This window comes from Bacillus sp. Au-Bac7 (genome assembly GCF_021341655.1).
Taxonomy (GTDB): Bacteria; Bacillota; Bacilli; order Bacillales; family Cytobacillaceae; genus Niallia.
On sequence record NZ_JAJTTG010000002.1, the window covers coordinates 194,514 to 208,834 of the forward strand.

Annotated in this window: 15 protein-coding genes; 10 read left to right on the plus strand and 5 right to left on the minus strand. The window is 37.5% G+C overall.

The annotated features are described in order from the left end of the window. Positions 1 to 3 precede the first annotated feature (3 nt). Complete coding sequence (locus LXM54_RS09535) at positions 4 to 1,272, plus strand: GntP family permease (RefSeq protein WP_233314959.1); 1,269 nt, start codon at positions 4 to 6, stop codon at positions 1,270 to 1,272. A 24-nt stretch (positions 1,273 to 1,296) separates the two neighbouring features. Continuing rightward, positions 1,297 to 2,427, plus strand: coding sequence for a glycerate kinase (locus LXM54_RS09540; RefSeq protein WP_233314960.1), 1,131 nt, complete (start codon positions 1,297 to 1,299; stop codon positions 2,425 to 2,427). 34 nt (positions 2,428 to 2,461) lie between these two features. On the opposite strand, the gene LXM54_RS09545 is transcribed toward LXM54_RS09540, so the two are convergent. Then, positions 2,462 to 3,235: a DeoR/GlpR family DNA-binding transcription regulator gene (locus tag LXM54_RS09545; RefSeq protein ID WP_233314961.1), complete on the minus strand. Its 774-nt coding sequence runs from the start codon at positions 3,233 to 3,235 to the stop codon at positions 2,462 to 2,464. A 219-nt stretch (positions 3,236 to 3,454) separates the two neighbouring features. On the opposite strand from LXM54_RS09545, the gene LXM54_RS09550 reads away from it, so the two are divergent. The 6 genes from LXM54_RS09550 to LXM54_RS09575 all read left to right on the plus strand — a co-directional run bounded on the left by LXM54_RS09550 (position 3,455) and on the right by LXM54_RS09575 (position 9,439). After that, positions 3,455 to 4,207 (plus strand): ABC transporter ATP-binding protein, encoded by a 753-nt coding sequence (locus LXM54_RS09550; protein WP_233314962.1) that lies wholly within the window; start codon positions 3,455 to 3,457, stop codon positions 4,205 to 4,207. Next, positions 4,200 to 5,531 carry an ABC transporter permease subunit gene (locus tag LXM54_RS09555; RefSeq protein ID WP_325169561.1) on the plus strand — a complete coding sequence of 444 codons (1,332 nt, stop codon included), beginning with the start codon at positions 4,200 to 4,202 and terminating at the stop codon, positions 5,529 to 5,531. The genes LXM54_RS09550 and LXM54_RS09555 overlap by 8 nt, the downstream gene beginning before the upstream one ends. 307 nt (positions 5,532 to 5,838) lie before the next feature. Further along, on the plus strand, positions 5,839 to 6,852 hold the full coding sequence (locus tag LXM54_RS09560; RefSeq protein WP_233315625.1) for an extracellular solute-binding protein: 1,014 nt from the start codon (positions 5,839 to 5,841) through the stop codon (positions 6,850 to 6,852). After that, on the plus strand, positions 6,849 to 7,937 hold the full coding sequence (gene phnW, locus LXM54_RS09565; protein WP_233314963.1) for a 2-aminoethylphosphonate--pyruvate transaminase: 1,089 nt from the start codon (positions 6,849 to 6,851) through the stop codon (positions 7,935 to 7,937). The genes LXM54_RS09560 and phnW overlap by 4 nt, the downstream gene beginning before the upstream one ends. 1 nt (position 7,938) lies before the next feature. Beyond that, positions 7,939 to 8,778 carry a phosphonoacetaldehyde hydrolase gene (gene phnX, locus LXM54_RS09570; RefSeq protein ID WP_233314964.1) on the plus strand — a complete coding sequence of 280 codons (840 nt, stop codon included), beginning with the start codon at positions 7,939 to 7,941 and terminating at the stop codon, positions 8,776 to 8,778. Between the two features lie 166 nt (positions 8,779 to 8,944). After that, the gene (locus LXM54_RS09575) at positions 8,945 to 9,439 is read left to right on the plus strand and encodes an LURP-one-related/scramblase family protein (RefSeq protein WP_233314965.1); all 495 of its coding nucleotides are present in this window, start codon (positions 8,945 to 8,947) and stop codon (positions 9,437 to 9,439) included. 371 nt (positions 9,440 to 9,810) lie between these two features. Here LXM54_RS09575 and LXM54_RS09580 read toward each other — a convergent pair whose 3' ends face one another. Further along, positions 9,811 to 10,443: an esterase/lipase family protein gene (locus LXM54_RS09580; protein ID WP_233314966.1), complete on the minus strand. Its 633-nt coding sequence runs from the start codon at positions 10,441 to 10,443 to the stop codon at positions 9,811 to 9,813. A gap of 324 nt (positions 10,444 to 10,767) precedes the next feature. On the opposite strand from LXM54_RS09580, the gene LXM54_RS09585 reads away from it, so the two are divergent. After that, complete coding sequence (locus tag LXM54_RS09585) at positions 10,768 to 11,262, plus strand: hypothetical protein (RefSeq protein ID WP_233314967.1); 495 nt, start codon at positions 10,768 to 10,770, stop codon at positions 11,260 to 11,262. Between the two features lie 346 nt (positions 11,263 to 11,608). Here the strand turns inward: LXM54_RS09585 and LXM54_RS09590 are convergent, their stop codons facing one another. Continuing rightward, positions 11,609 to 12,016: a helix-turn-helix domain-containing protein gene (locus LXM54_RS09590; RefSeq protein ID WP_233314968.1), complete on the minus strand. Its 408-nt coding sequence runs from the start codon at positions 12,014 to 12,016 to the stop codon at positions 11,609 to 11,611. Between the two features lie 348 nt (positions 12,017 to 12,364). On the opposite strand from LXM54_RS09590, the gene LXM54_RS09595 reads away from it, so the two are divergent. Further along, positions 12,365 to 12,829 carry a hypothetical protein gene (locus LXM54_RS09595; protein ID WP_233314969.1) on the plus strand — a complete coding sequence of 155 codons (465 nt, stop codon included), beginning with the start codon at positions 12,365 to 12,367 and terminating at the stop codon, positions 12,827 to 12,829. 665 nt (positions 12,830 to 13,494) lie between these two features. Here the strand turns inward: LXM54_RS09595 and LXM54_RS09600 are convergent. Together LXM54_RS09600 and LXM54_RS09605 are read right to left on the minus strand one after the other, a co-directional pair. Further along, positions 13,495 to 13,785, minus strand: coding sequence for a GNAT family N-acetyltransferase (locus LXM54_RS09600; RefSeq protein WP_233314970.1), 291 nt, complete (start codon positions 13,783 to 13,785; stop codon positions 13,495 to 13,497). A 30-nt stretch (positions 13,786 to 13,815) separates the two neighbouring features. Next, on the minus strand, positions 13,816 to 14,031 hold the full coding sequence (locus LXM54_RS09605) for a (4Fe-4S)-binding protein (RefSeq protein ID WP_233314971.1): 216 nt from the start codon (positions 14,029 to 14,031) through the stop codon (positions 13,816 to 13,818). Positions 14,032 to 14,321: the final 290 nt, after the last annotated feature.

The following is a 14,321-nucleotide window of genomic DNA, read 5'->3' on the forward strand; positions in this document are numbered from 1 at the left end:
ATTTTGGACATTCAAGTAAGCGCTTTAGGAGCAATTGTAGCACTTGTTGTAGCAATTGTATTAATACTGAAGAAAGTTTCTCCTGCTTATGGCATGATTGCCGGCGCCTTAGTCGGTGGACTAGTCGGAGGAGTAGATATAGCTAATACAGTTTTGTTAATGATAGAAGGTGCGGAGGGGATTATTCCTGCAGTGCTAAGAATTCTGGCAGCTGGGGTGCTTGCTGGTGTCTTGATTGAATCTGGTGCGGCCGCTGTTATCGCAGAAACGATTGTAAAAAAGCTGGGAGAAACAAGGGCGCTCCTCGCTTTATCATTAGCGACGATGATTTTGACCACAGTAGGTGTGTTTGTTGATGTTGCCGTTATTACAGTAGCACCGATTGCTTTGGCAATTGCTAAAAAGGCCGGCATTTCTAAAACCGCTATTTTGCTGGCAATGATTGGCGGAGGTAAGGCAGGGAATATCATGTCACCAAACCCGAACGCGATTGCTGCTTCGGATGCCTTTAATGTTCCGTTAACATCCATTATGGCTGCAGGTATCATTCCAGCTGTTTTCGGACTCGCCATTACCTATTTGCTTGCAAAAAGACTTGTCAAAAAAGGGTCAGTCGTCCAGTTAGCGGAAATTGACTCTCCTAACAGCATGGAGCTTCCATCCTTTTTAACAGCGATTGTGGCGCCGATTGTAACGATTTTGTTATTAGCATTACGGCCGCTATTTAATATTAGCATCGATCCAATGATTGCCTTGCCGGTTGGCGGAATAGTCGGTGCAATTGTGATGGGGAGAGGGAAAAAGATTAATGATTATGCTGTATCTGGCTTAGGAAAGATGTCCGGTGTTGCGATCATGCTGCTTGGAACAGGCACATTAGCAGGAATTATTGCTAATTCTGGTTTAAAGGATGTGCTCATTGATGGGTTAAATGTCCTTGGACTTCCAGGTTATGTGCTTGCACCTGTATCGGGAATTTTTATGTCGGCAGCAACAGCTTCTACTACTGCAGGAACAGCAGTGGCAAGCCAAGTGTTCAGTTCTACCATCCTTGACATGGGTGTGTCAGCCCTTGCCGGTGCTGCAATGATTCATGCTGGTGCTACTGTTCTAGATCATCTTCCACACGGAAGTTTTTTCCATTCTACAGGCGGCAGTGTCAACATGGACATGAAGGAACGCCTAAAGCTATTGCCATATGAAACACTAGTGGGCTTAACATTAGCAATCATATCAACCCTTATTTATGGGGTGTTTAAACTATTTGGCTAAAAAATATAGAAAGGAGCAATAAAGATGAAGATTGTCCTTGCACCAGATTCCTTTAAAGAAAGCTTATCAGCATTACAGGTAGCAGAATCGCTTGAAAACGGCTTTAAGCAAGTATTTCCTGATGCTGAGTATGTGAAAGTGCCTATGGCTGATGGAGGAGAGGGTACTACGCAGTCATTAGTGGATGCAACAGGCGGAAGAATTATCACAAAAACAGTGACTGGCCCGTTAGGCGAGAAAGTAGAGGCGTTTTTCGGAATACTTGGTAATGAAACAACTGCAATAATCGAAATGGCGGCAGCCTCTGGGCTTTATTTAGTACCATCAGAAAAAAGAAATCCCCTTGTTACGACAACAAGAGGCACTGGTGAATTAATTGCCGCTGCACTTGAGCATAATGTCGACCATATTATTATCGGTATTGGCGGCAGTGCGACTAATGACGGCGGTGCTGGGATGGCAAGCGCGCTTGGTGCCCGTTTCCTTGATAAGAACGGTCAAAAATTAGAAGATGGCGGCGGTTTCCTCAGCAGTCTTGCTGCCATCGATTTATCGCATTTGGACTCAAGGTTAGCTGGTGTCAAAATCGAAGTGGCTTGCGATGTGGATAACCCCTTGATTGGTCCAAAAGGAGCTTCTGCCATCTTTGGTCCGCAGAAAGGTGCCACTCCTGAAATCGTGCACCAACTAGATGAAAACCTAGCTCATTATGCAGCAGTCATTGAACGAGAATTAGGCATAAAAATAGCTGAAGTACCTGGGGCAGGAGCAGCAGGCGGACTGGGCGGCGGTTTGCTGGCATTTATGCAAGCTGATTTGAAGCGCGGCGTCGACATTGTGATTGAAGCAACCCGGCTTTCTGAGCTTGTTGCTGATGCTGATTTAGTCCTTACAGGAGAAGGAAAAATAGACAGTCAGACGATTTTTGGGAAAACCCCAATCGGCGTCGCTAAGACTGCCAAAAAACATGGTGTCCCTGTAATAGCCATAGCTGGTAATGCTGCAAGTGACAGTGATGTTGTTCATGAACACGGCATTGACGCAGTCTTCAGCATCATTCCAGGTGTTATATCCTTACAGGAAGCATTTCAGAATGCAGAGGAATATGTGGAAAGAACAGCCCGGAATATTGCTGTTGTCTGGGGGATGAAATAAGAAAGGGGAGTCACCGTTGTGTGACTCCCCTTTCTTATTTTTCCGTATTTTCTGCGAGTATTAAAGTGCAATTTGTTTCGCGGAACTGCTCGACAATACTATCAGATAAATTGGCATCTGTAATGATGTAATCAATACTCTCTAGCGGGGCAATGCTAACGGTCACGTCTTTACCAAACTTCGAACTATCAGCAGCTACATAAATTTCCTTGGATATTTCAATCATTTTCTTCCTTGTTAAGACTTCCTCTAAATTATAATCAGAAATTCCCTTTTCTAGCGTAATCCCGCTTGTACAGATAAATGCTTTATAGATATTGAGCTCTTGAAAGTTAAATAGATAATCAAATGTTACTACTGAATTTTCTTCTTTACGGATTTTGCCGCCAATCACAATTAATTCCACATCGCTAGTCATTAGCTCGGTTATGATTGGAATGGAGTTGGTTACGACCGTCAAGTTTTTCTTGTTTTTAATATATTTGGCGATTTGATAGGTTGTAGAGCCGCTGTCGAGAAAGATACAATCGCCATCATTGATGAGATTGCTGCATGTAAGGGCAATGCTTTCTTTTTCAGTCAAGTGGCTGACCATCCGCTCTCCCATAGTCGATTCACCTAAGAACGATTCAACTAGCTTCACACCACCATATATTTTCTCAATTTTCCCCTCATTCGTTAGCGTTTGAATATCTCTGCGTAAAGTATCAACAGAGATGCCAAGCTCTGAAGTTAATTCTGTCATTTTAAGGACTTTTTTGACCATCAACAATTCTATAATTCTTTTTTGTCTTTCTAGTGGAAACATGCTTTTTCCCCTCATTCATTTTAATAGTGAACTTGCCTCTATTTATACTTTATACGTAGAAAAAAAGCAAGAAACACTAATTAATTAAAATGAATATATACAAAACTAATGTATAACTTATGCTTAAAATATGCATATTTTACATTCGCTTAACAAAAAACAGGTTTGTCATTTACATATAGTATTTATACTGAAGTTGTGCAAGAGGAGGTGGAAAGTTTGCTTCAACTACAAAATGTCAGCAAACAATTCGGGGATAAAGAGGTTCTGTCAGATATTAGCTTATCCATCCAAACAGGGGAAATCGTCTCCCTTTTAGGTAAAAGTGGAAGTGGAAAAACAACTCTATTAAAAATCATATTAGGATTAGTAAAAATGGATAATGGCAAAATACTTTTCAATGAGGATAATGTTTCAAAAGTTCCAATGGAAAAACGAGGATTTAATATTGTATTCCAAGACTATGCACTATTTCCTCATTTGAATGCATATGACAATATCCGTTACGGATTAAAAAATAAAAAAGGCAGCATTACAGAACAAGAAATTCAAGAGTACATTGATTTCCTTGAACTGCAGCCTCATTTGACTAAACGAATTCATGAATTATCAGGAGGGCAAAAGCAGCGAGTCGCACTAGCGAGGACACTGGTGACAAAACCGAAAATTCTATTATTGGATGAGCCTTTGAGTGCTTTAGATGGGGTTATTAAAGAATCGATTAAGGAAAGAATTAAAACAATCGCTAAGGAGTTTAAGCTAACGACAATTCTGGTTACACATGATCCGGAAGAGGCGATGACGATGTCTGATAAAATTCTCATCATCAACGACGGTAAAGTTCCCCAGTTTGGAACACCAGAAGATATCATGCAGCGTCCACAAAATGAATTTGTACGCAGCTTTATTTTGAAACAGCTGGAGACGAAAAGACAAAGCATTCTGTCCTTATATGGTGGCGCCCATGTATAGTGTCAAAAAAGAGATGCGCCTTATTTATTGGCTCGTTGTTCTTCTGTTCTCGTTATTTATGCTTGTTCCGCTCATTCTGCTGTTTATTCGGTCGGTGCAGGGAGATGAAGGTTTATCGTTGCTTCATTTTCAGACAGTAATAACAGATAAAGCTTTTGGTGAAGCAGTTTGGAACAGTGTGAAAGTGTCAGGGCTTACTGCTGTATTAACAACCGTTATCGCGTTTGTGCTGGCATACAGTATTCAATGTACTAGGATGTTTCAGCCACTGAAAAAAGCGGTTAGAATTGGCATTCTTGTTCCAATGCTGCTCCCGACAATAACATATGGCTTTGCGATTATTTATTCATTCGGAAAGCAAGGCTTGCTGACAAACATATTTGGCGGGAAATTATTCAATATTTATGGCTTTAATGGCTTATTGCTTGGCTATGTCATTTATACCATTCCACCAGCATTTTTGTTAATTCACAACTCCTTTATGCAGGTAGACAAGAAATATATGATTGTGTCGAAACTAATGGGAGATGGGGTGTTCCGCAGTTTTAATAACACGGTGCTTCGCCCGTTAATTGGAACATTAGGTGGAGCGTTTGTGCTTTCGTTTATCCTAAGCTTCACAGACTTTGGTATTCCGGCCTCTATCGGCGGGACGTACAATGTTGTCGCAACACAGCTTTATCAAGTAATGCTTGGATCTATTCCTAATTTTAACCATGGGGCAGTAATCGCTGTAATGATGCTTTTGCCAAGTGTAATTGGCATTTTCCTGTTAAGCTATTTGGAAAAATTCAATTTTCATAATGACAATGTCTCTGATATGGAGCTGCTGGAGAATAAGAAAAGAGACAGTGCTTTCGGTATTCTGTCTGCACTGATTATCACAGCTATGCTGTCTGTATTTGCGGTTATATTTATCGCACCATTCGTAAACAGTTATCCGTATGATATGTCTTTTACTTGGGGGCATTTTCAATCAGTACTTGAATCTAGTGAATTAATTTTCGTTTACAAGAATTCGATTTTAATAGCAGCAAGTACAGCTGTTTTTGGCACAGTAGTAGCTTATTTCGCGGCATTACTAGCAGCGCGAACAAGTATGAAAACGAAGGTGCTGGATGTTATCTCTATCATCTGTAATACAGTTCCTGGCATGGTATTAGGATTATCTTATTTACTGCTTATCAATGGTAGCACTCTAAAAGGGACATTTTTAATTATCATCTTATGTAATATCGTTCATTATTTTACAACACCATATTTGATGGCAAAAAACACGTTAGCAAAAATGAATCCAAATTGGGAAACAGCAGGAGGTTTATAGCTGGTTCAAAACAATTTGGAGAGTTATCTTACCTAACTCTATAACAACAATTATCGAAATGTTCAGTTATTATTTTATCAATTCGATGGTTACCATCAGCGGGATTATCTTTTTAGTATCGACACAGACAGTTGTGCTTGCGAGCAAAATTAAGGAGCTGCAGCATTTTGCTAAATTCAATGAAATATTTGTTCTGTCGATTCTAATATTTGTTACAAACTTAGCAGTAAAGCTTATCTGTGATTATGTCCAAAAACATAAAGCAGCAGGCTTTGTTTCAAAATCCAAAAAAAGTGAGGGGATTAACATGCAAAAAGCGATGAAACAAGTGGCTTTGTTATTGATAACCGTCAGTCTGTTTTTTGTGACGGTTGCCTGCAGTAACAGCAGTGCAGCGTCAGAGAAAGTAGTGATTGCCACAAATGGTGATGAAGAGGCAATAACAGCAATGGAAAATGCATTAAATGCAGCAGGTTATGAAGGCAAATATCAATTACAGTCTTTAGGAACTTCTGAACTTGGCGGGAAACTTATTGCCGAAGGAAAAGACATAGAAGCAGATCTGGTCACAATGAGCTCCTATTTCCTTGAAAGTGCACAACAACAAAATGATATGTTTACAGATTTAACGTTTGAAACAAAAGCAGTTGATGAACATCCAGCCTTTTATTCTCCAATCCTTGCAATTACTGGTGCGATTTTTGTCAACACAGAGGTACTGAAGGAAAATGGTTTAGAAGCGCCAACGTCTATTATGGATTTAACAGAACCTGAGTATAAAGATTTAGTCTCAATTCCAAATATTGCAGATTCATCAACAGGGTGGCTGTTAGTACAAGCCATTCTAACAGAATACGGAGAAGAAGAAGGGAAAGAAGTGTTGGAAAAGCTGATTGCTAATGTTGGTCCCCATTTGGAAAGCTCAGGGTCTGGTCCTATCAAAAAAGTTCAAGCTGGAGAAGTAGCTGCAGGATTTGGTCTTCGCCACCAAGCTGTTAAAGCGCAAGAGGAAGGAGCACCGATCAGCTATGTTGATCCGACAGAAGGGAATTTCTCTTTGACAGAATCAGTTGCAGTCGTAAACAAAGATGATAAGGAAAAAACAAAGCTTGCCATGGAAATGGCGGAAACAATTATCAATGATGCCAGACAGGAATTAATCACGAATTATCCAGTAGCCATTTATGAAGGCGAAACAGTAGATGACATTAACAAACCTGCTCATGCCAAACAGTATGCAGAGCAATTAACTGTAGAACTATTAGAAAAGCATCAGCAATTATTTACGGAAGCGAAACAATTAGGAGGAAGACAACAATGAGAAACTATAAATTACTAACACCTGGACCATTAACAACAAGCAAAGCAGTAAAAGAAGAAATGCTGTTTGACCGCTGTACATGGGATGATGATTACAAGCAAATTACCCAAAAAATTAGAGCACAGCTACTAAAACTGGCGGGTGCACCGGAAAGCGACTATACAGCAGTATTAATGCAAGGGAGCGGCAGCTTTGTAGTAGAATCTGTGTTGCATACAGCTCTTTCGGAGCAAGATAAACTGCTTATTATTACTAACGGGGCCTATGGCGAGCGGATTGTGAAAATGGCGAAATATTTGCGTCTTAACTTTGTAGAATACCGTACAGCGTATAATGAACATCCAAACGAAGCAAAAGTGAGAGACATTCTTGAGGCAGATGAGACGATTACCCATATTGCGATGGTTCATTGTGAAACAACAACAGGAATCTTAAACCCTCTAACTCTAGCAGCTCAGTTAGCAAAGGATTATGATAAAAAGCTGATAATCGATGCAATGAGCAGCTTTGGCGGTGTGGAAATGAACATAGCAGAGCTGGGAATAGATTTCTTAATAAGCAGCTCAAACAAATGCATCCAAGGAGTACCTGGCTTCGGTTTTGTATTAGCCAACAAGCTTGAACTGATTGCATGTGAAGGCAATGCCCGCAGCTTATCGCTAGATCTGTTTGATCAATGGAAGGAAATGGACAAGGACGGAAAATGGCGCTTTACATCCCCAACACATGTAGTAGCAGCATTCTCAAAAGCAATCGATGAACTGCTAGAAGAAGGCGGTGTTTCTGCTAGATTTGAAAGATATCACAAAAATAATTCAGTACTAAGAAGCAGGCTAGCAGAGATCGGCTTTACCGCTTATATTACAGAAGAAAAGCAATCACCAATTATAACAACCTTTCTGTATCCAAGTGAAACTTTTAGCTTCATTGATTTCTACTCGTATGTTAAAGAAAAAGGTTTTGTTCTATACCCAGGTAAACTAACTGATATAGACACATTCCGTATTGGCAATATCGGCGAGATCTATGAAACAGACATACAAGAACTATGTGATGTTATTAAAGAATATATGGGAGGACTTTAATATGAACAGAGTAGAAGGCATTATTCTAGATTGGGCAGGAACAGCAGTAGATTTTGGGTGCTTTGCACCAGTAAATGTGTTTATTGATATTTTCCACAATGCCGGAATCGATGTAACAATGGCAGAAGCAAGAGAACCGATGGGGATGCTGAAAATCGACCATATCCGAGCAATGCTTTCCATGCCAAGAATCTCAAGCCTATGGAAAGAGCAATACGGACGTGAGTTTACAGAAGCAGACGTAGAGCGGCTATATGCTGAATTCGAGCCAGCCCTGCTCGCAAGTTTAAGCGAATATACCAATCCAATTCCAGAAGTGCTTGAAACAGTCCAAGTTTTACGCGAGCGCGGCATCAAAATCGGCTCCACAACAGGCTACACAAAAAAAATGATGGACATCGTCGTACCAAACGCTAAACAAAAAGGCTACAGTCCAGACTTTCTCGTTACTCCAGACGAAACAGATTCATATGGCAGACCATATCCATATATGATCTACCGTAATATGGAGGAATTAAAGCTGACAGCCTCTTGGAGCGTTATAAAAGTTGGCGATACAGTATCCGACATAAAGGAAGGCATTAATGCAGGAGTCTGGTCTGTAGGAGTTGTAATTGGAAGCTCGGAAATGGGACTAACGCAAGAAGAATTCACAGCACTTACAGAGGAAGAAAAGGAGCAAAGCATCTACACAACAAGACAGCGTTTTATTGAAAATGGTGCAGATTTTGTTATCCAAACGATGGGAGAGCTTCCTCTATTAATGGAGAAATTGGAAGAGATGATAGAGGCAGGTAAAAGACCTGGTGCAGGTGCTGAAATAAAGATGCCAATTGCTTAAAAAAATACACTTGAAATATTAACCGTTGCAAAAGCCTTCCGTTAGGGAGGCTTTTGCTTTTTTTGCAATGGACGAATCTTTTGGTATGGCTAATACGTATTGTTAACAAATAGGAAAACTTAAAAATCAGCACTTTTGGATTGCCCAATTTTACAGGAGGTGCCTTATGAAACAACTTTATATAAAGCAAAAGGTATTCAGTTTAAGTGGAAAGTTTACAGTGAAGGACCAAACAGAGCAGGATATTTATTATGTGGAAGGAAGCTTTATGCAAGTCCCAAAGACCTTCTCCATAATGAATACAAATAGACAAGAAGTTGCCCTTATTACTAAAAAGGTATTCAGCTTTTTACCGAAGTTTTTTGTAGAGGTAAATGGCCATGAGGCGTTAACGATAAGAAAAGAGTTTTCATTCTTTAAACCACGGTATACGATAGATGCAGCAGATATTGAGGTACAGGGTAACTGGTGGGACATGGATTTTCAAGTCAAACAGCATGGCAATGTGATTGGTACCGTGAGCAAGGAATGGTTTACTTGGGGAGACAGCTATAAGGTTCAGATAGAGAATGAAGAGATGGAGGCTATTATTATCGCGTTAGTTGTAGCAATTGATTGTGTGAAGGCTGATGAAGCAGCGGCTGCTTCGGCAGCGACATGATGAAGATGCAGAAATAAATATGCAGATGGAAAAAAGATAATTAGGGAATCATCACGGCTATATTTTACTTGATAAAACCTCATTTATATATGGTACGTATTAGTACTATAAATAAATGAGGTTTTATCGGTCTTGCTCTAAATTAAATGCGGAGAATAGTGAGTATAGAGGTAGTGAGTCCGAACAGAATTAAATTTTCAAGCTACGCTATAAAGATAATCTATATTAATGAAGATTATGCTTGCTCAAATATGATAAAGGGGTAGTACCACTTACTAGATAATTAAATCAAAACTTTTTCATAATTATGAACGGATATACTGATGAACTATAAAAAGAAACGTAATAGTACGGTTCCAAGGAATTGTCTTTTAATTTGTATTAAGGCCTCCACCATTTAACCCTTCTTTGATATAACCATTTACTTGGATGTTAGACAATAACCCGATATGACCAATTCCATACAGTTGAATATTTCTAGCACCTTCTAATCTAGATAAGTATGGATATACAATCCTATCACCTGTACTATAGATAGATGTATAGAGAATTTTTTGGTTTGGATCTGTTCCTGGTAGTGCAGTAGAGGAAACAAGACCGTTAGCACCACCAAGTGTTACCACATTTCTAATCTTATCTCCTCCACCTAGATACTTAATGTAATAGAGAGTATTTGCTCCCCCCATACTATGAGCAACAATGTCTATTTTATCTGCTCCAGTCTCTGCTAACACACCCTCTATATATCTAGAAAGTTGTGGTCCATTGTTTGAATTTCTACCAGTTTTGTCTAAGAAATCAATTGCATAGAGACTGTCTCGATTCCAACCTTGACTCACTAAATAATTCTTTATAGCATAAAAGTTATAGCTATTGCCACTAATGCCATGAACTAAAACAACTGGATTATGGTCAGTGGCTGCGTTTGTGTTAGTTGGATGTATCCCAACTGCAGACAAAATTAGAATGATACTTAGTATAAAACCTACTAATAGTTTTTTCATTTAACTCCCTCCAAAAATAATAATTTACTATAAAATTATACTTTAAATTACTAATTTGTTAAATAGTTCCTATTTATTTATAGTTTGTATTCTTGAATAGTTTTAATATCTATAAGAAGAGGAATTTTAAGTAATGCAAATTCGTGGTATTAACGGGGCAGTATAGAGAAAGAAGGGATACTCCCAGTTTAAATATTTTTAATTAGAAGGTTTTGTGTACAATAATTTTTTTAAAAGCTAATCAAAAAATAACATTCATGCTTATATTCAACGTTGCATTTGGTATATAATGGATATTAATATACAGAAGTTTTGGAGGTTTTTATGTTTTTAGTTAACAAGACTATGGATACACTTTTAGAAAGCCTAAATAAATATACGGATACTCTGATAGAAAAATTAAAAGAAATACAGAAATATAATTTTTCGCCTGATATTGATTTATTAGACTTTGTAGTTTTTATGGATCAATCAACAATTGACATTAGAATGTTTTCAATGGATAGAGATAATAATGAAGTTTTCAAAGAAACGGAGGATTCATTGCTATTTGCTGGTAGCAAAGGAATACTCTCAGACGTGGAATTTAGACACCTATCAGATGAACAGCTTGATGAATTTTACAGCTTTTATGAGGCAAATGAAGAAGAGTTAGTCCCAAAGGAAGAAGGAGCAATAGCAGAATGGTTTCAGAATTGCTGGAGGATGGCAGATGCAGATGCATTAGTATTACCTTCTTATTTTGTTTTCCATGATGCAGTAGTCGCATTCGATTTAACTACTTGGAAATGGATCGATGAAAATGAAAAATGGTTATGATTATTCTATAGATACTCTCAACATTCTTAATTAATAAAAACAAAAAGCATACTTTTTGGAGTGCAATTTTTTAGTTTCAATCCTATATTTCGGCGGCTTTCCTTAAATATAGGGAGATGCATTTATTATGTTAAAACGAGGCACCATTTCTGAGACAAAGAAAATTAGTACTTTTATGCAGAAATCATGGCAGGTTAACGAAAGTTACTTGTTTGCAAATGAATGAAACATAAGAAATTGGAAAAGTGCTGTATCCATATAGACAAGGGATATGACATATATTTGGTGAATAGCTAGCCGGACTCCCTCAAGTAATTTCAGTCATCCGTCTAACCATTATGACTTGCTATTGTCGACCTTCTTCTATGGAGCAGCCTACATCATTCATTGGTTCCATTCTATTCTCTAACAACATCTCTAATAATACTTTCACGTTTTCTTTATCCTTATATGTTAATTCAATGCCCCTATAGTTAATGTTTTCGTGTGATAGAATCCAATCTATATCTGTTGGAGATTTTGTTTGTTCTACTTTTTCGGGGCTTCCTAATAGATAATCAGTTGTAGTATCAAAAACCTCCGCAATCTTTGACAATAATTCCATTGGTGGCAGACGAAGTTGAGACTCATAACCAGAATACATAGATGCTCCTATTCCGATTTTTTCAGCTGTATGTTTGATAGTCCAGTCCCTTTTAAGCCGGAGTTCTTTAAGACGATTTACAAGCTCCCCAGCAAATTGGTTGTTTTTCATATTGACCCCCCTTTATTTCGTTCTTTATTAAGAATTATTTAGAATATTATACCAGAATCTTCTTCAGAATTCATACATTAATTAACGCTTCACAGAACTAAAAACAAAGAAGGAGATCAAGTTTCCAGTTTAATTATTGTAAAGGGGCATGAAAACACTAACAGCCAAATTTTGAACCTCTTCCGAATAATTATATTTTATTAATGGTTTAAATAAGGGGATTGAACTAAAGGAAACAGGTAATTTGATTGGAACTCCGTTTCTAGAACACAGAAGGGTCAGTTTAAGCTTTACACTGCAGATATATTGGGGTAAACGGGCAACTAACTTAAACAAATGAGGTGTGATATGAAAGTAGTTATTAAACTATTTATAGGATTGATTTTTACTTGTACACTAACAGGGTGTTTTGCAGAAGATTATGATGTTGGAGTTCCAACTGCCCACTTGAATTTTGATATTTCATCTGTTCAATTAAAAGAAGCAAATATTAGTTGGGATACAGCAAGTGAAGATGTGCAAAAAAAAGTAGAAGATATTGAAAAATACGCATCATCACTGGATGAAATCAAGGTTTTTTCAGATCAAAAAGTGTCTTTGGAGTTTAAAGAGAACGATAAAAATGGTGGAGATATTTGGACTGACCCAGATATAACAGTTGCTCTATTAAAAGATAAAAAAGATACGGAACTTGCATTGGATGACTCTGGGGAATTTACATTTCCTAGTGACAAAGGGAAATATGTTTTAAAAGTTGAATTTATTAATTCAGCGGGTAGTGCTCAATATGTAGGGAACGTTGTAATTGAATAAGTTGCATAAACAAAAAAATAGGTGCATTAAATTGGATTTTAAATTACACATCACCAAAACGCTCGGAATAAAATCGGAGCGTTTAGTTTTGTTTAAATATTAGTAAGTTGTTAGGTTTGTGTAGTGTTTTACTTAAATTAGGGGGAGCTTTGATCCAGTTAGATTATGGTTCTGCCTTGTTCTGGTGCTAACTCGGCAGGTTAGTTTAACAAGCATTCCGAAAGTATTATGGTGCTTTAAGAAAAAATGATTTTTGGGAGGGGTTGGGAGAAGAAAGAAAATGAAAAAATTATTGTTAAATCCCTTTTTAATAAAGATGAATAACAAAGAGTTTTATTTAACCATTAGGGCTTTAAGTGGTAAATGTTCTTCTAGTCCTGGTCATACTAGCATTCCGAATAAGATATAATCGACTTCCGAATTTAGTGGTAACCATCGCAACTTGACAAGGTGCCTCCAAGTCCATACTTTTGCCAGCCAGAAAACCAGATGGAAAAGATATCTGGCTTGCTAGCTAGGCTAGCATAACCGCCTCTCCTAGTATTGTTGCTAGTATGAATCTCTTATACTAATTAGCAGTATGCCCTGATTTGGTGATTAGTCGACTGGACCTTATTTTTTGTCCAGTTATGTGTAGCTCATTCAACACATGTAATAAAATGGAATTATTTTGCTAGTACATCTTGATATTCTTCTTTACTTTCAAGAACACTTTTTGCGTAAGGACATACAGGAATAATATATAAGTTTTCATCTCTTGCATATTCAACTATCTTGTTTACTAATTCTTTGCCTAATCCACGGCCATTATGTCCCTCGTATACAACTGTATGGTTTACAATAATTAAATTTTGTCCATTTACATCTTTTCCACTTGGGATAAATTGAATTCTTGCAATAATTTCATTAGATTCCTCAATATAGAATTCATTCTTGTCCATTTTAATTTCAGTCATTTCCTCATTCTCCTAACTTTTTAGTCCTGTTTATTTTTGTTCATAAGTAAGTGCTCTGCTTGGACAAAGATCAATCACTTCCATGATTTTTTCAGCTGTTGCATTCTGTGGTGATACCCAAGGTCTGTTCTGGGTATTGAATACACTTGGCAATCCCTTTACACATTCTGCTGCATGTTTGCAATTACTGGGTTTCCAATATATTTTGATACCTTCAGTATCATAAGTTTTAATTTTTTCGCTCATAATATCCTCCTTCTGATAGTTCCATGGTAATAGTTTTGAATTACTCTTAATTCTTACTCTAATTGATATTTCACAAATATGTATGATGGGTTTTTACCAGCAAAAGAGCTATTCAGTAGCAACATTATAAATTTTTGAAAAACAATATTAATTTAATAGTACTATAGGTTAAGCGGAATCTCCAATTCGAGACTTGTTATTTAAAAATAAAATTATTGAAACATAGTGAAGTTATTTATAATCAGATTTTATTCCACAGAAATAAAAACAGTAAAGGTGCAGTATTCCTT